Source organism: Pseudomonas sp. R11F (assembly GCF_050312575.1).
Lineage (GTDB): Bacteria > Pseudomonadota > Gammaproteobacteria > Pseudomonadales > Pseudomonadaceae > Aquipseudomonas > Aquipseudomonas palleroniana.
In genome coordinates this window covers 16,121-33,731 of sequence record NZ_JBNPJU010000025.1, presented here as the reverse complement: position 1 = coordinate 33,731, position 17,611 = coordinate 16,121, and the positions used below count along the sequence as shown (strand labels likewise).

At 59.5% G+C, this 17,611-nt stretch carries 17 protein-coding genes; 12 read left to right on the top strand and 5 right to left on the bottom strand.

All coding sequences use genetic code 11. The annotated features are described in order from the left end of the window. Positions 1-60: 60 nt before the first annotated feature. From ACQRBV_RS08025 to ACQRBV_RS08015, 3 genes are all read right to left on the bottom strand, one after another. Entirely contained in the window at positions 61-522 is a 462-nt protein-coding gene (locus ACQRBV_RS08025) for an HIT family protein (RefSeq protein ID WP_060755551.1), read from the bottom strand. Further along, positions 522-1,511: a ThiF family adenylyltransferase gene (locus ACQRBV_RS08020; protein ID WP_411985845.1), complete on the bottom strand. Its 990-nt coding sequence runs from the start codon at positions 1,509-1,511 to the stop codon at positions 522-524. The genes ACQRBV_RS08025 and ACQRBV_RS08020 overlap by 1 nt, the downstream gene beginning before the upstream one ends. A gap of 724 nt (positions 1,512-2,235) precedes the next feature. Beyond that, complete coding sequence (locus ACQRBV_RS08015; protein WP_411985844.1) at positions 2,236-3,180, bottom strand: LysR family transcriptional regulator; 945 nt, start codon at positions 3,178-3,180, stop codon at positions 2,236-2,238. A 154-nt stretch (positions 3,181-3,334) separates the two neighbouring features. Here ACQRBV_RS08015 and ACQRBV_RS08010 point away from each other — a divergent pair, with 154 nt between their 5' ends. Next, on the top strand, positions 3,335-5,650 hold the full coding sequence (locus ACQRBV_RS08010; RefSeq protein WP_411985843.1) for a TonB-dependent receptor: 2,316 nt from the start codon (positions 3,335-3,337) through the stop codon (positions 5,648-5,650). Here ACQRBV_RS08010 and ACQRBV_RS08005 read toward each other — a convergent pair. After that, the gene (locus ACQRBV_RS08005; RefSeq protein WP_161547655.1) at positions 5,621-6,808 is read right to left on the bottom strand and encodes a CynX/NimT family MFS transporter; all 1,188 of its coding nucleotides are present in this window, start codon (positions 6,806-6,808) and stop codon (positions 5,621-5,623) included. The two genes, ACQRBV_RS08010 and ACQRBV_RS08005, sit on opposite strands and share 30 nt — an antisense overlap. Before the next feature lie 108 nt (positions 6,809-6,916). Here ACQRBV_RS08005 and ACQRBV_RS08000 point away from each other — a divergent pair, with 108 nt between their 5' ends. From ACQRBV_RS08000 to ACQRBV_RS07950, 11 genes are all read left to right on the top strand, one after another. Beyond that, the gene (locus ACQRBV_RS08000; RefSeq protein WP_104995211.1) at positions 6,917-7,768 is read left to right on the top strand and encodes a LysR family transcriptional regulator; all 852 of its coding nucleotides are present in this window, start codon (positions 6,917-6,919) and stop codon (positions 7,766-7,768) included. Between the two features lie 240 nt (positions 7,769-8,008). Then, entirely contained in the window at positions 8,009-8,830 is an 822-nt protein-coding gene (locus tag ACQRBV_RS07995; protein WP_411985842.1) for an energy transducer TonB, read from the top strand. Between the two features lie 51 nt (positions 8,831-8,881). Then, positions 8,882-9,604: a MotA/TolQ/ExbB proton channel family protein gene (locus tag ACQRBV_RS07990; protein WP_090372279.1), complete on the top strand. Its 723-nt coding sequence runs from the start codon at positions 8,882-8,884 to the stop codon at positions 9,602-9,604. A 1-nt stretch (position 9,605) separates the two neighbouring features. After that, the gene (locus ACQRBV_RS07985) at positions 9,606-10,007 is read left to right on the top strand and encodes an ExbD/TolR family protein (RefSeq protein ID WP_060755558.1); all 402 of its coding nucleotides are present in this window, start codon (positions 9,606-9,608) and stop codon (positions 10,005-10,007) included. A 312-nt stretch (positions 10,008-10,319) separates the two neighbouring features. Further along, entirely contained in the window at positions 10,320-10,901 is a 582-nt protein-coding gene (locus tag ACQRBV_RS07980; RefSeq protein ID WP_060755559.1) for an alpha/beta hydrolase, read from the top strand. Positions 10,902-10,951: 50 nt separating this feature from the next. Continuing rightward, positions 10,952-11,875 carry a sigma 54-interacting transcriptional regulator gene (locus tag ACQRBV_RS07975; RefSeq protein WP_060755560.1) on the top strand — a complete coding sequence of 308 codons (924 nt, stop codon included), beginning with the start codon at positions 10,952-10,954 and terminating at the stop codon, positions 11,873-11,875. A gap of 126 nt (positions 11,876-12,001) precedes the next feature. Next, the gene (locus ACQRBV_RS07970) at positions 12,002-12,784 is read left to right on the top strand and encodes a MetQ/NlpA family ABC transporter substrate-binding protein (RefSeq protein WP_060755561.1); all 783 of its coding nucleotides are present in this window, start codon (positions 12,002-12,004) and stop codon (positions 12,782-12,784) included. Between the two features lie 505 nt (positions 12,785-13,289). Next, a complete protein-coding gene (locus ACQRBV_RS07965; protein ID WP_060755562.1) occupies positions 13,290-13,955 on the top strand; it encodes an amino acid ABC transporter permease in 666 nt (221 codons plus the stop codon). Further along, positions 13,936-14,595: an amino acid ABC transporter permease gene (locus ACQRBV_RS07960; RefSeq protein ID WP_060755563.1), complete on the top strand. Its 660-nt coding sequence runs from the start codon at positions 13,936-13,938 to the stop codon at positions 14,593-14,595. Before ACQRBV_RS07965 ends, ACQRBV_RS07960 begins: the two co-directional genes overlap by 20 nt. After that, positions 14,592-15,368 carry an amino acid ABC transporter ATP-binding protein gene (locus ACQRBV_RS07955; protein ID WP_411985841.1) on the top strand — a complete coding sequence of 259 codons (777 nt, stop codon included), beginning with the start codon at positions 14,592-14,594 and terminating at the stop codon, positions 15,366-15,368. The genes ACQRBV_RS07960 and ACQRBV_RS07955 overlap by 4 nt, the downstream gene beginning before the upstream one ends. Then, positions 15,365-16,219, top strand: coding sequence for a transporter substrate-binding domain-containing protein (locus tag ACQRBV_RS07950; RefSeq protein WP_411985840.1), 855 nt, complete (start codon positions 15,365-15,367; stop codon positions 16,217-16,219). Before ACQRBV_RS07955 ends, ACQRBV_RS07950 begins: the two co-directional genes overlap by 4 nt. 187 nt (positions 16,220-16,406) lie before the next feature. Here the strand turns inward: ACQRBV_RS07950 and ACQRBV_RS07945 are convergent, their stop codons facing one another. Next, positions 16,407-17,567: an AAA family ATPase gene (locus tag ACQRBV_RS07945; protein WP_244384651.1), complete on the bottom strand. Its 1,161-nt coding sequence runs from the start codon at positions 17,565-17,567 to the stop codon at positions 16,407-16,409. Positions 17,568-17,611: the final 44 nt, after the last annotated feature.

Here is a 17,611-nt window from a genome sequence, read left to right as displayed (position 1 = left end):
CGGTCGGGTGATCGGCAAGTGCATTTGGCGAATGGTTTTTATGCAGCGCACGCATCGTGCTCAATCGGCAAAAGACCTGATGTGCGTGGCCAGCTCAGCCAACACCGAATCGTCAGCCCTGGCTGAGTCATGAGAGGAGATATAGCCCTCATAGTGATCAAAAAATTTGTCTACGCTTGAGCTGATCTTCTTGAACGTGCTCTCTTCCCCAGTCCCATGCATCGGGAAGAGCTTGGCGTGCAAGTGGTCAACGCCATACCCCTCCAGAATCATGCCGGTCCGCGCGACACCCTTCAGCGCACTGTCCAGCAGCAGCGCAGTCCTTTTGGCCGCGATGATCAGATCACTAAGCACTTTGTCCGACTCGGCAAATGCATAACTGCCGTGATGAGCCTTGGGAATGACGACACTAAAACCTGGGGTATTGGGGAAGATGGAGAGAAAGGCCATGTGGGTTTCGTCTTCCCATAGCACATGAGAAGGAGCGGTGCCTTGGGCGATATTGCAGAAGATACAGTCCATCAGACAACCTCTTGAGTTTCTTCGAAATAGTGGGTTGTGTACTCCAACGGTGATTGGGCTGCATTCCATTCAATATAGTGTGACCGTTGTTCACCAAACGAGTTGGTTGCGATGGAAGTAAGTATTCCGGAGGCTAGAAGTGCAGAGATGTTGAAGTTCAGTGGGCCAAAACTCGGCATTATGGCGTGAGGAAGCCGTTGCCAAGGCGTCGCGCATGGTGCGTCTGCAATAGTATGAAGATTATCTTTTCCAGAGAAAAAATAAGCTGTGCAGTGGCTGTGCAAGTAGCCTCCGCTTACCACGGGTATTTTTAGGGTGGCTGCTATTTCTTTTGCCCTGGATACTAATGTGGGGGGATTGTCTGCCGTGATCGCGATCGCAGAAAAATGATTGGACTTAGAAAGCTCAATAATTTCATTGTAACTAAGTTCAGCGCGTATCGTTTTGGTTTTGATGTCTTCGAATCTATCATTTATCTCTCGTTGGAGAGTGTCTGTCTTCGCGCGCCCAATATCTTTCTTTCTCCAAAATAGTTGCCGGTTCAGATTACTGCTTTCGATGATGTCTGCGTCAGCCAATGTTAGGTTTTTAATGCCGCTTCCAGCCAGAAGTAGAGCCAGGCTGCTGCCTATTCCTCCGCATCCAATGACAAATACTTTTGAGGACTTGATTATCCGCATATCATTTAATAAGTCAGCACATGTTTTTGCTTTGCAAAGGAAGAAACTCGTTGTGCGGCTAGTGGCAGGGTCATGCAAAAGGTCGCTGACAGCCTTCACTTCGTCCGGTGAACCTGGAATTAAGGCTCCTGCGAGACGCAATCCCTGCTCCAGAGCGAGGGGAGTTTGCTCTGAAATCTGGAATGAGCCTGCGGGGCCATCTATAACTGTTTTTCCATCAACCAGTGCATGAAAGATTGATGGCGCAATGACGCCAATAGCTTTGCCTGAGCTATCAAAGAGACAAAATTCCTGTTTAGGGTTAAGCATTTATTTAACTCCGTGGTGGATAGGGCAATGACGCCTATATGCAGCGTCATTGCCGAGGCGAAGTTTAATTGCAGCGTAAGCTACTTCTCGATATAACGCCGCCGTCACATCCTCCATCGAAAAACGCTACAGCGAGAGAAGCAGTATCCTTCGGAGTTGAGAGTGTTGCCGGAGGTTGAGTGACTACGGGTGAAGGGTCAGTTTTTACACTGGCTTCAGCGAAAATAGAGGTGCCTAAAAGTAAGGCGGCGATACCGACGCTACTCTTAATTTTTGCGCTCATCTGTATTTCCTTCAGTGGTTGGTGAGGTTTTGTATTGCTCCGATAATCTAGAATTAAGATGTGCGATGAGTCAAAAGAAAGATATATTTTCCGAAATTTCCTAAGAGCCTTTCGGTTTTTGAAGGAGTAGTCCTACATTTAGTAAAAAATCGTACAGATAGGTGCGAAGATTTCTATCGGAACTGTACTTGTGGGTGATTTGATTTTTTATGGCTTTGTTGAATGTTAAGGGAATATTAGATATTTGTTATGTGTTTGTGAACTTTATAATGGTTGCTTGTTAGTAATGTGCGTCCATGGTTTTAAATGGCGGCTAACGCACTAATGCCAGTCAGTTAAGGCTTAACGCTGTCACCGCCCCTCCCACGGGTTATCCATCGTCCGTTCTATCGCTTAACTGACTGGCATTAGGCTAACGCCCTGCTTAATTTTTACGACCTATCAAACAGCTAAATTTTCCAATGAACAGACATCCTCATCCTGTCCATCCACTTCCTTGATCTGCTCAATCATCGCCTCCGCCAGCGGCGACAGCCGATAGCCCGCCCGGCTGACAATGCCATAGCGGGTGTAACGCTCCTCCAGGTCCTCCGCCAGCCCATCGATGGTCAGGCACACCAATTCGCCCCGGGCCATGTGCAGCACGTCGCTGTTGGCACTGACAATACCGATGGCGTCCGAGCGCAGTACCACACCCATCAGGCTGTAGCCGTTTTCACATTCCACGTTGGGCAGGTAATCCGGGCGGCCGCTGAGGTCGACGATGACTTTGCGCAGGTTCGGCGGGCGGATGGTCACGGCCAGGGGGTAACTCATCAGCTCGGCGGCGCTCACGCTCTCGCGCTGGGCCAGCGGGTGCCCGGCGCGGCAGCAGAAGTACCAGCGGCGTGGGCGCAAGCGGTGGGTGTGGTAGTCCGGGTTGGCTTCGAAGTGGCGGGTGTCGGCGACGAAGAATTCGAACTCTTCGCTGAGCAGGCGTTTGCTCAGGCTTTGCCAGTCATCCACCTGGAATTGCACGCGGGCCTTGGGGTAGCGCCCGATAAAACTGCCGATGGCGCGGGGGACCAACCCGCCGGCCGGTGCCGGCCCGCAACCGAAGCGCAGTTCACCGGCCTCCAGGCCATTGAATTGGCTGATCTCGTTGGCCAATTGCTGTGCGCCGCTGACCAGGCGGCGTGCATGTTCCAGCAGGACCTGGCCCTGTTTGGTGGGCGCCAGGTCCTTGCGCCCACGATCGACCAGTTGGCACCCGGCGCTGTGTTCCAGCGCCTGGATGCTACGGCTGAACGCTGACTGCGACAGGCTCACGGCCAACGCCGCGGCGACAAAACTGCGGTGTTCGGCAAGGGCGATGAAGTGGCGAAGCTGGCGCAGGTCGATATGCATTTTTCACATCAAAAATATCCGGGAAATGCATTGGCTATGCATCAGGTCGACTCCTTATAAAGGCAATCTCTTATGCAGTAAATGTTCGTTAATCCATAAATAAATAACTTTAGGGAATATGCGTTTTTGGCTATTTCCGCTTGGGGAGCCGCTTATGAGTCTGTTGAAGTCCTTGCCCATGGCCGTATTAGTGGCCGGTAGCAGCAGTTGGTCGCCAAGCCAGGCCGCCGAAGTACCCGCGCCGGCTAGCAAGGGCGAGAACGCCAGCGGCCAACTGGAGACCGTCACGGTCACCGCCAGGCGGCGTACCGAAAGCGCCCAGGACGTGCCGACGCCGATGAGCGTGATCGGTGGCCAGGCCTTGGAAAGTCAGCGGGTGTATCGGATCCAGGATCTGCAGCAACTGGTGCCCAGCGTCAATGTCGCCTATATGCATGCACGCCAGTCCAGCGTGTCGATCCGCGGGCTGGGCAACAACCCGGCCAGTGACGGTCTGGAAGGCAGCGTGGGGCTGTATATCGACAACGTGTACCTTGGGCGGCCGGGCATGGCGGTGTTCGACTTGATGGACATCGAGCAGCTTGAAGTCTTGCGTGGCCCGCAGGGCACCTTGTTCGGCAAGAACACCACGGCGGGGGTGATCAACATCAGCACCCGCGCACCGAGTTTCACCCCCGAGCGCAGTATCGAGACGTCGTTGGGCGAGGACGGTTACTTCCAGACCAAGGGCACGATTTCCGGCCCGCTCAGCGATGACTTGGCGGGGCGCTTCTCGGCCTATCGCACGCGCAGCGACGGTGACATCAAGAACCAATACGACGGCCACGACCTCAATGGCGGTTCACGCCAGGGCTTTCGTGGGCAACTGCTGTACAAGCCCAGCGAGACGTTCAACCTGCGTTGGATCGGCGATTACAACGAGGAAGATTCCAGCGCCGGCACCCGTGTGTTGTACAGCACCGGGCCGACCATCAATGGCACCAACCTGTATGCGTCGCGGGCCGCTGCAGCGGGGGCAACGCTGGTGGACGGCACGCATCGCAAGGTCAACCTGGACAGTGACCAGCACGTCACGGTGTTCCAGGGCGGCACATCGCTGGAGGCCAACTGGACGTTGCCGAGTGACTTCACGCTGACGTCGGTCAGTGCCTATCGCTGGTGGAATTTCACCCCGCGCAACGATGACGGACTCAACGTGCCCGCGTCGTACAACGCCGGCGTGTCGGTGGAAGATAAACAGTGGTCCCAGGAGTTCCGGCTGGCCTCGCCCACCGGTGGCTTCTTCGACTACGTGCTGGGCGCGTATTACTTCGGCTCCGACCTGGATAACAAGTCCTTCGCCTACTACGGGCCCAAGGCCGATATCTGGAACGGCACACCTGCCGGTGCGTTGAACAATGTCAGCAGTGTCGGCAACGGGCATATCCGCACCGACAGTTTTGCGTTGTTTGCCCAAGGCACCTGGCACCTGACGGAGCGTCTGGATTTCACCGCCGGTCTACGCGGCACCTATGAAGAGAAAAGCGCCTGGGTCACGCGTAATGCGCCGCTGGGTGGTGCTGCGGTGGCCGGCGCCGCTGCTACGGCGCGACGCGGGCGCACGGGAGCGTATGACTCGGGCGACCTTAATCAGTACAGCGCCACGCCCTCGGGGCTGCTCAACCTCACCTATCACTTCAATGAAAACCTGTTGGGTTACGCGACGCTGTCCCATGGCGAAAAATCCGGTGGGGTCAATTTGGCCGTGGGCTCCGCGCCAACCGCCGGGGCCGACTCCTTGCTGATCGGCACCGAGCGTGCCAACAACGCCGAGTTGGGCTTCAAGAGCACGCTGTGGGATCGCCGCCTGCAGCTTAACGCCAACCTGTTCTGGACCCAGGTCAACGGCTACCAGACCAACGCCTACGACCAGGACAACCGCGTGCAGTACCTGACCAATGCCGGTTCCGTGCGCTCGCGTGGCGTTGAAGTGGAAAGCACCCTGGTGCCGGTCAAGGGCCTGACGCTGAACCTCAACGGCTCGTTCAATGATGTGAGCTACCTGTCTTACAAGGATGCGCCATGCCCGCCGGAAGTCAGCTTGCGCCCCGGTGCGCCGGCGTCGTGCGACCTCACGGGGCATCAAGTGGTCGGCGCGTCGAAGTGGATCGCCAACGCCAATGGCGAATACAAATGGAACCTGGATAACGGCTTCGAGCCCTACGTGACCGCCAGCTATGCGTTCCGCTCCAAAGCGGTGGGCACCGTGGAAGACTCCGATTACGGACAGATTCCCGCCTATGCCGTGGTCAACCTGTCTACCGGCCTGCGCGGCAACTACCAGCAGGGGCAGTGGGATGTGTCGTTGTGGCTGAAAAATGCCTTCGATAAAACCTACTACACCACGTTGTGGACAGGCGGTAACGGCGGCTATGAAGGCTTGCTGGGGACGCCTCGTACCCTAGGCGTGACTGGCCGCTACGACTTCTGAGCCGCTGCGATAGGTGGCCGGGCTGAACACCCGCGTCACCACCAGCATCGCCACCACGGTAACGGCCAGTACCCACCAGGCGCTGACAAAAGTGCCGGTGAGTTCACGTAGCCAGCCCGTCAGCCATGGCGAAATGGCGTTGATCAAAAAGCCCACGCCTTGCACGAAGGCCGCCAGTTGCCCGGCCTGGCGCGGGTCGCGGTGGTGGTCGAGGGTCAGCAGCAAACTCAAGGCGAAGCAGGCGCCCAGGCCGAAGCCGATCAGCGCCACCCACACATGGGGGAACTGCTGCGGTGCCATCAACAGGCCGAGGTAGCCCACGGTCTGCGCCAGCAGACTGATGCCGAGCAGGGGGCGACGGTCGATGCCGCGCTGGGCCAGCACCGGCATCAGCAGCGCGGCGCTCACTTGGAAGAGGGTCATGAAGGCCAGCAGCGAACCGCTGGGCAGTACGCCCCAGCCCAGTTGCTGATAGTACGCAGGCAGCCACGCCACCATGCTCATGTAACCGCAATTGACCAGGCCGAAATACACGGCCAGCAGCCACGCCCGACGATTGCGCAGGCCCTTGAAGGTGGGGATCACGGTTGCGCTTCTCGCCGCACCCAGCGGTACAAACCCCCACAACAACAGTGCAGCGATTGCGGGCAGCAGCCAGACCCCAAGGCCCGCCTGCCATTGCTGAAAATGCGTGGCGACTACCGGGCTCAGCAGGGCCGCCAGCCCGCCACCGGCCATCAATGACGCCGAATACACGCCCATCGCCACCGGCACGCGGTGGTGGAATTCGCGCTTGATCATGGCCGGTACCAACGCCTGGATCAGCGCCACGCCGGCACCTCCCAGCAACGCCGTGGCCAGCAGTGCCGAGGCCTGGCCCATCAACCAGCGTGCCAGGCAGGCCAGCAGGATCATTATCAAGCCCAAGGCGATGCCGCGTCGTTCACCCAGGCGGGCCTCCAGACGCACACCCACCAGTGCCACCAGGCCCATGCAAATCACCGGCAGGCTGGTGAGCAGGGCGCTGCTCTGGAAGCTCAAGCCGGTAGCCTGGCGAATGTCCGCGAGCAACGGGCTGATGGAGCTGAGGATCGGCCGCAGGTTCAGGCCCAGCACGACCAGCAGGCCCCAGCCGGCGAGGGATGTTTGGCGGGTCATGCAGTGCCCTTACGCTCAATCGACGAGGCGTGAGTATGGCGAGCGTCGCAGGTATTCTGAAATTAAATATAACCATGCCAACCAGTGGTAAATGCAATGGTGACGCCCATGTTCGATCCCGTGTTATTGCGCAGCTTTGTGACCGTGGTGGATTGCGCCAATTTCACCCGCGCCGCCGAGCGCCTGCACCTGACCCAATCCACCGTGAGCCAGCAGATCCGGCGCCTGGAAGACGCGGTAGCGTGCCAGTTGCTCGACCGCGACCAGCGCCGGGTGGTCGCTACTGCTGAAGGTGAACGGTTGCTGGCCTATGCACGGCGCATCCTCGCGCTGCATGAAGAGGCCGCCGATGTGTTGGTCAACCAGCAAAACGACGGTGTGCTGCGCCTTGGGGTGCCGGAGGATTTTGCCGCCGAGCGCCTGATGCCATTGCTCTCGGCCTTTGTGGTGAGCCATCCCCGAGTGAGGCTGGAGGTCACCAGCGGCCTCGGTCCCGAATTGCAGCGCCAGTACCGCAGCGGTGAGTTTGACGTGCTGCTGGTCAAGCAGATGGGCCACAGCGATGACTGCCTGGCGTCCTGGCCGGAACCGTTGTGCTGGGTCGACAGCCGCAGCACCCCGTGCCTGGGGCGCGACCCGCTGCCGCTGGTGGCGTTTCCGGTGGGTGGGTTATACCGCAACGAAATGTTGCATCACCTGGAAGTGGGGGGCTGGCGCTGGCGTATCGGCTATTCCAGCGCCAGTTTGGCCAGCGTGTGTTCGGCAGTGTCGGCGGGGTTGGGGATCAGCCTGTTGCCGCGACGGGTGCTGCAACCTGGGCATGCGGTACTCGGCGAGGAGAGTGGTTTGCCGACGGTGCAGGGCGTGCGACTGGCGGTATATGGCCGTAGTGGCTTGGGGGCCCCAGGGCAGACTTTGCAGCGCCAATTGCTCGATTTGTGTGCAAACAGCCCAGGCTGAGCCATACCTTTTCTGAATATTTTGTATGCCTGAAAAGCATTGAAAAACAAAGCCTTCGGTCCAGGCCACGGCGGGCGTGGCCTGGGCGGAAGAGAAGGCACCTGTTATGCGTTTTTAATCTATCTATAACTATAAAGATTACTTTAAGAGATAAGCGTCCAGCCCCGATGATTCAGCCCTCGACGGCCGCTTCGGCAGGCCTGTCGGTTTTTTTGTGTGAAAACCGTAGGGAGTGAATCCATGGGCAATGTCCAGACCGCCGCCAGTGCACACGAGGCGCAATGGCGCCAGGCACCGGGTGGTGAGTTGGTCGACCTTGGCCGGCCGCACCGCGCGCCATTGGGGCAACTGCGGCTGCAGAAGGCTCCCAAGCGTTTTTCGAGTCGCCGCGAAGGATTTGTGCTGGGGCTGCTGGTGTTGGCCTTGCATGGCGCGTTGATTTACTGGGTGAGCCAGAAACCCACGCCGGTGCTGCCGATTGTGCCGCCGGAAATACCACCGATGACCATCGAGTTTTCCCAGCCGGCACCGCCGGTGGTCGAGCCGCCACCGCCTGTGCCGCCGCCTCCACCGCCGCCCGTGGTTGAGCCGCCGCCACCGGTGGTGGATGAGTTGGCAGCCAAGCCTGCGCCGCCAAAGCCAATCCCGAAACCTGTGCCCAAGCCGCAGCCCAAGCCCAAGCCGAAACCTGAGCCGGCCCCGAAGGCGGTCGAGCAGCCGCCCGCGCCACCTGTGCCTGCGCCGCCCGCTCCGGCAGCGCCCGTCGCAGCGCCAGCACCGGTCACGCCGGCTTCGGCCAATGCCGCTTACTTGAAGAACCCGGCGCCCGAATACCCGTCATTGGCCCAGCGTCGTGGTTGGGAAGGCACGGTACTGCTGCGGGTACACGTCTTGGCCAGCGGCAAGCCGGGCGAGATCCAGGTGCAGAAAAGCAGCGGCCGCCAGCAACTCGATGATGCCGCACTGGCTGCTGTAAAGCGCTGGAGTTTTGTACCGGCCAAACAGGGCGATGTCGCCCAGGACGGTTGGGTCAGCGTACCGATCGATTTCAAGATTCACTAACTATTGCGCTGCGGTGTGTCGTGCGCGCCGCAACCTGTACTGAGGGAAAACATCATGGCATTGGCATCTCCACTTGAATCCATCGAAAGCGCGGTGATCTGGCTGTTGGTGGCCTTTTCGGTCGCCACCTGGGGGCTGGCGTTGTTGAAGGGCGTGCAATTCGGTCGCCTCAAGGCTCAGGACCGCAAGTTCCATCAGCGGTTCTGGGCGGCCTCCAGTCTCGATTCCGCCGCGGAGCTGGCTGAAACCCAGCCGGGCGCGGCGGCCCGGGTAGCCCAGGCCGGTTATGCGGCGATCCAGGTGGGTGATTCTGCCCATGCAGCGGATTTGAGCCAGGCCATCAACCATCAGGACCGCCTCGAACGTGCCCTGCGCCAGCAGATCGTGCGTGAGCGTCGCTCACTGGAAACCGGCCTGGCCGTGGTCGCGAGCATTGGCAGCACCTCGCCGTTCATCGGCCTGTTCGGCACCGTGTGGGGGATCATGGAGGCGCTCAAGGGCATCAGTGCTGCCGGCTCCGCCAGCCTGGAAACCGTGGCTGGCCCGATTGGTGCGGCGCTGGTCGCTACGGGCGTGGGGATTGCCGTGGCCGTGCCGGCGGTGTTGGTCTACAACTATTTCCTGCGCCGCCTGAAGCTGACGGCGGCCGATCTGGATGATTTTGCCCACGACTTCTACAGCCTGGCGCAGAAGCATTCCTTCCGCGTGCTGCTCCACCCCTCGCTGACCAAGAGCGCGGCCGGCAACCCGCAGAAAGTGAAGGAGGCGTCCTGAGATGGCCTTCTCCACGCAAGACAGCGATGAGGTGCTGAGCGAGATCAACGTCACACCGTTGGTGGACGTGATGCTGGTGCTGCTGGTGGTGTTTATCGTCACTGCGCCGCTGTTGACCAACGCGATTCCGATCAACCTGCCCAAGACCCAGGCCGTGGCGCCGGTGGAGCAAAAAGATCCGCTGGTGGTGAGCATCGACGGTGCCGGCAAACTGTTTATCAACAAGGACGAAATCCAGCCGGACCTGCTGGAGTTCAACTTGCAGGCGGCCAAGGCCAAGGACCCCGATGTGCGGGTGCAACTGCAGGCTGATGATGGTGTGAACTACGGCGAAGTGGCGCGAGCCATGGCGTCTATCGAGCGCGCGGGGATTACCAAGCTGTCGGTGATAACCGCTCGTTAGTTGCAAAGCCTCGACGATTTTTTGGCCGTTTCCTTGGCAGGGTGCGGCCTTTTTTTTGCCTGAAATTCACACATCACCAAAATCTCAGTTTGGAAAACGGTCAGGGTGGGAGGGGGCTTGCTCCCGATGGCAGTGGTTCAGCCAATAAATTGGTGGCTGACAGATCGCTATCGGGAGCAAGCCCCCTCCCACTTTTGATATTGAGTGGTTATGTGATTTTGGTTATTAATAAATAGCTTCTTATTCCTTAACGAATATAAACCCTGTCCTTATACTGCTCAGCAACGTTAGACGCTGCAGGAGGGCACACCCATGCACAGCGAGTTGATTCGTTACCTGATCGTGCCGGGCTGGCAAGGATCGCCAGAAGATCATTGGCAGAGCCATTGGCAGAACAGCCTGCCCAACAGTACGCGCGTGGAGCAGGCCGATTGGCTGACTCCCCGTCGCGAAGACTGGGTGGCTGCGCTGGCCGAGGCGATTGCCGCCGACAGTACGCCGGTGATTCTCATCGCCCACAGCCTGGGCTGCATCACGGTCGCGCATTGGGCGGCCACGGCACCGCTGGCGTTTTTGCGTCAGGTGCGCGGCGCCTTGCTCGTGGCTCCGGCCGATGTCGAGCGCCCGGCCTGTGCCCCCGCCCTGCGCAACTTTGCACCCATCCCCACCGACTTGCTGCCGTTTCCCAGCCAAGTGGTCAGCTCCGACAACGACAGCGCCGTCAGCGCTGCGAGAGCCTTGGAGCTTGCGCGCCATTGGGGCGCCGAAGCCGGCATTTTGTCAGGGGCCGGTCATATCAATGTGAAGTCCGGCCACCAGCGATGGGAGCAGGGTTTCGCCTACCTTTATCGCTTGCAAAGCCGTCTCGAACATCACGCCCGGCGCACTGCCTGATATTTTTTCAACGCCCCGTCCCTTGAGCGGATTGGGGGCGGGAGCCTGCCATGAGTCATGAAACCTACGGCCAGCCATTGCTGACCTTCCCCGATTCTGAAAAAAGCCCACTGAGCATCCGTGCCAAGGCGTTGGTGTTTGTCGACCCGCGTTCGCGGCAACTGCGCGAAGACCTGGAAAACCTCGCGCCGCTGGCCCTGCCCGTGTTGATTCGCGGCGAGACCGGTACAGGTAAAGAGCTGCTGGCGCGGCAGATTCACCGTGGCAGTGACCGCACCGGGCTGTTCGTGTCAGTCAATTGCGGTGCGATCAGCCCCACCTATGCCGATGCCGAGTTGTTCGGATACGCCGCCGGCAGCCACAGTGGCGCGGCCAGTAGCCGTGCTGGGTGGTTTGGCTCGGCCAATGGCGGCACGTTGTACCTGGACGAGATCGGTGACTTGCCCCTGCCGATCCAGGTGAAACTGCTCGCCGCCCTGGAAAACCATGAGGTCACCCGCGTCGGCGCCCATCAGCCAAGCCCGGTGGATGTGCGCCTGGTGGCCGCGACGAGCATCGACCTGGCCCAGGCGGTGGCGGCCGGCAAGTTCCATGAGCGCCTGTTCCATTACCTGAGCGAGGGCCAACTCGAGCTGCCGGCCTTGCGCGAACGCGTCGGCGATATCCTGTCCCTGGCCGAATATTTCCTCGGCATCTACAGTCAGCGCCTGGACCTTCCGGTGCCGCTGATCAGCGACGCCGCCCAGCGTGTGCTGGAGCGCCACAGTTGGCCGGGCAATACCCGTGAACTGGAAAACGTGATCCATTTTGCGCTGCTGGTCAGCAGTGGCGATGAGATTTTGCCCGAGCATTTGAACCTGCCGGTGGCCGGCTCACCGCTGGAACAGGTGCAGCGCCTGTTCAGCACTGCCACGCCGGCGGAGCAGGAAACCTTGCGCAAATGGCTACATGAACAAAATGGAATATCAACGTGAATAAAAGATATTGTTCGGGAATAAAAAATCTAGGTATTGTCCCTTCCACGCCGCGATAGCACTTCGCTGGCACACCACATAAAAACGGTCGTCAGAGACGCCCCGGAATTTCGATAAGGACACTGCATGAAAAAGGTTCTGTTGTTTACCGCACTGGCGGCTGCCCTGACTGCAAGCCTGGCCCAGGCCAACGAGAAGCTGGTGGTCGCCGCGACCCCGATCCCGCACGCCGAGATCCTTGAGCTGGTCAAGCCGACCCTGGCCAAGGAAGGTGTGGACCTGGACATCAAAGTCTTCACCGACTACGTGCAGCCAAACGTGCAGGTGGCCGAGAAGCGTCTGGACGCCAACTACTTCCAGACCCTGCCGTACCTGGAAAACTTCAACAAGGGCAAGGGCACCAACCTGGTCACCGTGGTCGGTGTGCACGTCGAACCTTTCGGCGGCTACTCCAAGAAGATCAAGAACATTTCCGAGCTCAAAGATGGTGCCACCGTTGCCATTCCAAACGAAGGCTCCAACAGCGGCCGTGCCCTGTTGCTGCTGCAGAAGGCCGGTGTGATCACCCTGAAAGACCCAAGCAACGCCCTGGCCACGCCGAAAGACATCGCCAGCAACCCCAAGCACCTGAAATTCAAAGAACTGGAATCGGCGCTGTTGCCACGCGTGCTGGATCAGGTTGACCTGGACCTGATCAACACCAACTACGCCCTGGAAGCTGGCCTGAACCCAGCCAAGGACGCGCTGATCATCGAAGACGCCAAGTCGCCATATGTGAACTTCCTGGTGGCTCGCCCGGACAACAAGGACAGCGATGCTATCCAGAAACTGTCCAAGGCCCTGACCAGCCCTGAAGTCAAAGCCTTCATCGAGAAGAAGTACAACGGCGCGGTCGTGCCTGCGTTCTGATGTAAGCCAGAGCCCTTTCAAGGTTTGAATTGTGGGAGGGGGCAAGCCTTAATGCCAGTCAGTTAAGGCTTAACGCTGTCACTATGGGAGGGGGCTTGCTCCCGATAGCAGTGTGTCAGTCACCAGATTTATTGGCTGATTCACCGCTATCGGGAGCAAGCCCCCTCCCACAATTTGTTTCTGCCTCTCACTGTGACTCTTCAGTGTTTTAGAGAGCGCGGCTGTTGATCGCGCGGCGCAACGCCACCAACCACTTCACCAGCTCCTGCGGATCCATCGGTTTCGCTTCATTCATTGTTCGATCCCTCGAATCTTTCGACCCCAAAACCATAGTTGCCACTGGCCAAACTCGCGAGTTCGAGGGTTATCTTTTTGGGTGATATCAATATGCTATTTTGGTATTTAAATTTTATTTTTTATACCTTTAAAGTTTGTGCTACCCGACGTTACCCACGTCGATATGGATTGCACTCGCCGCCTTACCCTGCGGCGTCACGGACTCACGATGACCTTCGATTTCGCATTTATCCTCAGCACCTTGCCGGCGTTTCTCCGCGCCGTTGGGGTGACGCTGCAAGTGGGCCTGATCGCCATCGCCACCTCACTGCTGGTGGCGCTGGTCAACGCAGCGCTACTGGTGTTTCGCACGCCGTATTTGTCGCGCCTGGTGGCGCTCTATGTGGAGCTGGCGCGTAACACGCCGCTGCTGATCCAACTGTTCTTCGTGTACTTCGCCTTGCCGGCCCTGGGTTTCAATATCTCCGGGTTCTGGGCAGCGATCATCACCATGACGTTCCTCGGCGGCGCCTACCTCACTGAAGTGCTGCGCGCCGGTGTAGAAGCGGTGCCACTGGCGCAGATCGAGTCGGGCAAGTCCATCGGCCTGTCCGACTGGCAGCTGTTGCGCCATGTGATCCTGCCTCAGGCCGGCATTCTCAGCCTGCCGGCGTTGTTCGCCAATTTCATTTTCCTGCTCAAGGAGACCACGGTGGTGTCCGCCGTGGCGGTGCCGGAGATTCTCTACACGACCAAGAGCTACATCGCGCTCTACTACAAGACCTACGAAATGCTTGCCGTGCTGACGCTGATTTGCGTGTTGCTGTTCTTGCCGCTGTCGTTGCTGCTCAGCCGCCTGGAAAGGAGGCTCCAGCATGGCCAGTTCGGGTCTTGAGTTGTTGTGGGTGTCGTTGCCGCAACTGGGCAAGGGCGCTGCGCAAACCCTGTCGATATCTTTGTTGAGCATCGCCTTCAGCACCGTCGGCGGCGTGGTGTATGGCGTGTTGCGCATGCTGAACAACCGGGCGCTCAACCGGGTGCTGCGGGTTTACCTGGAGCTGTTCCGGGCGATTCCGGTGCTGGTGTGGCTGTACCTGCTGTTTTTCGGCCTGCCGATTTTCTTTGGCCTGAGCATTCCGAGCTTCTGGTGTGCGGTGTTGGTGCTGTCGCTGTGGGGCGCCAGTGAAGTGGGCGAAGTGGTGCGCGGCGCGTTGCATTCGTTGCCCCGGGGCCAGCGCGAAGCGGGCTTGTCGATTGGCCTGTCCACGCCCCAACTGTACGGCTACGTGCTGCTGCCCCAGGCCCTCAAGCGCATGACGCCGCCGACCATCAACGTCTACACGCGGATCATCAAGACCAGCTCCCTGGCCGTGCTGATCGGTGTCGTGGATGTGATCAAGGTCGGCCAGCAAATCATTGAACGCACCTATGAGTCGGTATTGATCTACGGCGTGCTGTTTCTGTTTTTTTTCTTTATCTGCTACCCGTTGTCGGCCGCCTCCAAGCGGCTGGAACGGCGCTGGGCCCAAGCATGAGCGCATTGATCGAGTTCCAGGGTTTCAACAAATACTTTGGCGAGACGCAGGTGCTCAAGGGCATCGACCTCTGCGTGCAAAGCAGCGAAGTGGTGGTGATCCTCGGCCCCAGCGGCTGCGGCAAGAGCACCTTGCTGCGCTGCCTCAACGGGCTGGAAGTTGCGCATAGCGGCAGCCTGCGTTTTGCCGGCAGGGAGCTGTTGGATAAGTCCACGGACTGGCGCCAGGTACGCCAGGACATCGGCATGGTGTTCCAGAGCTACCACCTGTTCCCGCATATGAGCGTGCTCGACAACATCCTGCTCGGCCCATTGAAAGTACAAAAACGCGACCCCCGTGAAGCTCGCGAACAGGCGGAAAAACTACTGCAACGCGTGGGCCTTGCCGACAAGCGGGATGCCTTCCCGCGCCAGCTCTCCGGCGGCCAGCAGCAACGCATCGCCATCGTGCGTTCGTTGTGCATGAACCCTCAGGTCATGCTCTTTGATGAGGTCACCGCAGCCCTCGACCCGGAAATGGTCAAGGAGGTGCTGGAGGTGATCCAGGACCTGGCCCGCGATGGCATGACCTTGCTGATCGTCACCCACGAAATGGCCTTCGCCCGCGCCGTCGCCGACCGCGTGGTGTTCATGGAGGCCGGTCGCATCCTCGAACACAACACCCCCGAAGAATTCTTTACGAACCCGCAAACCGCACGCGCGCAGCAGTTCCTGGAGAAGTTCTCCTTTGTTTCAACACTGCCCAAAAAGACCAAGGAACTGGAGCTGATATGAAAAAGTTACTGCTGCCACTGTTTGCCGTCGCGTTGCTGGCCGGCTGCGATAAAAAGGCCGAAGAGCCTGCCAAACCTGCGGCCGCCGCCGCGAGCTACATCGACAAAATCAAAGCGCGCGACAAGCTGATTGTTGGCGTATTTACCGACAAGCCGCCGTTCGGCTTTGTGAATGAGGCGGGTCGCTACGTCGGCTTCGATACCGACATCGGCCGTCAATTTGCCAAGGACCTGCTGGGCGATGAGAACAAGGTCGAGTTCGTTGCCGTCGAGCCGGCCAGCCGTATTCCGTTCCTGCAAAGCGACAAGGTCGACCTGATCCTCGCCAACATGACCGTCACCCCGGAACGCAAGGAAGCCGTGGACTTTACCAACCCCAACCTGAAAGTCGCGGTACAGGCCCTGGTGCCCAATGACAGCGCGGTGAAGAACCTGGATGACCTGGCGACCCGCACCACCATCGTGACCACCGGCACCACCGCCGATATCTGGCTGACCAAGAACCATCCGGACTGGAAACTGCTCAAGTTCGAGAAAAACTCCGAGTCGCTGCAAGCGCTGTCGGCCGGCCGGGGCGATGCGTATGCCCAGGACAATCTGGTGTTGTTCAGCTGGGCCAAGCAGAACCCTGGCTATCGTGTGCTGCAAGAAAAACTCGGTGACGAAGCGCCGATTGCACCGGCGGTGAAGAAGGGCAATACCGAACTGCGCGATTGGGTGAATGCCGAGTTGGCGAAGCTGGGCGAAGAGAAGTTTTTGCTCAAGCTGTATGACCAGTATGTGCGTAAGGAACTGAGCGATGACACCTCGCCTGAGAGCGTGATTGTCGAAGGCGGGAAGTGGCAGGGCTGATAGCCTTACCCCTGTAGGAGCGAGCTTGTGTGGCGAGGGAGCTTGCTCCCGCTGGAGTGCGAAGCACTCCCAGACCGGTTGACGAAGTGTATCTGACACATATCGATCGCACGGTTTGGGGCCGCTTCGCAGCCCAGCGGGAGCAAGCTCCCTCGCCACGACAAGCTCGCTCCTACAGGGGATATACCTACTCCGGCCAATGCCAGGCCGGGGCATCCAGAATTCCCTGCCCGACGATCTGGGTCTCCCCCAACACCTTCTCCAGCACAATCGAGTTGCACCCCTCATCCTGCTGCAGCGCTGCAATCAAGCGGCTGGCATGGGACACCACCCACACCTGACACTGCCGGGACGCCTGGATGATCAAGCGGGCCAATGCCGGCAACAAATCCGGGTGCAGGCTGGTTTCCGGTTCGTTGAGCACCATCATGGTCGGCGGCCGTGGCGTCAGCAGCGCCGCGATCAGCAGCAGGTAACGCAAGGTCCCGTCCGACAGCTCCGCCGCCGACAACGGCCGCAGCAACCCTTCCTGATAAAACTCGATGGCAAAGCGCCCGCCCTGCAACGGCTGGATATTCAAGCGTGCACCGGGGAAGGCATCGCTGACAGCACGCTGCAACGCCTCGGGGTCGCCAATTTCGCGGATGGTCTGCAAGGCCGCCGCCAAGTCCCGACCATCGTGGTGCAGCACGGGCGTGCGGGTGCCTAATTGCGGTTGGCGCACGGGGGCGTCCACGTCGCTGCGAAAGTGATCATAGAAGCGCCAGCCACGAATGCTCTCGCGCAGCAACAGCACCTCCGGCGAGCCACGCAGGCTGCCGACCTGATCGAACAGGCTGTGGTAGTTGGGCGTATGTTGGGCCAGTACGTCCCAGGAGCGGCCGTCCCGCGCGCGCACCATGGGGCCGGAACGCTGCACCAGCAGGCTGGCCGGGCGATAGAGAGGGCCGGCCCAGATGCATTCCTTCTTGACCTGCGGGTCGAGGGAAAATAACGACGTTGTCGGCTCAGGCAGCCCCAGCGAGATGGCGTAACTGAAGTCCTCCCCGGCAAAGCCCAGGCGCAAGCGCTTCACGCCTTGGCGCACGGTGGATTCAATTGGCACCTCGCCGTTGCGCATGCGCCGGCTGATGTTTTCCGGCCCGGCCCAGAACGTCGAGTCCAACCCGCCCTCGCGGGCCAGTGCGTTGATCACCCCGCCCTGGGCGGTTTCCGCCAGCAGGCGCAGGGCGCGGTACAGGTTGGACTTGCCGCTGCCATTGGGGCCGGTGACCAGGTTGAGCCGGTCCAGGGGCACCACCAATTTATTGATCGAACGGTAATTGGCGACGGCGAGGGTTTTCAGCATGGGTCAGTAACCGGTAGGGGAACCATTGGAGTATGGGAGCCTCC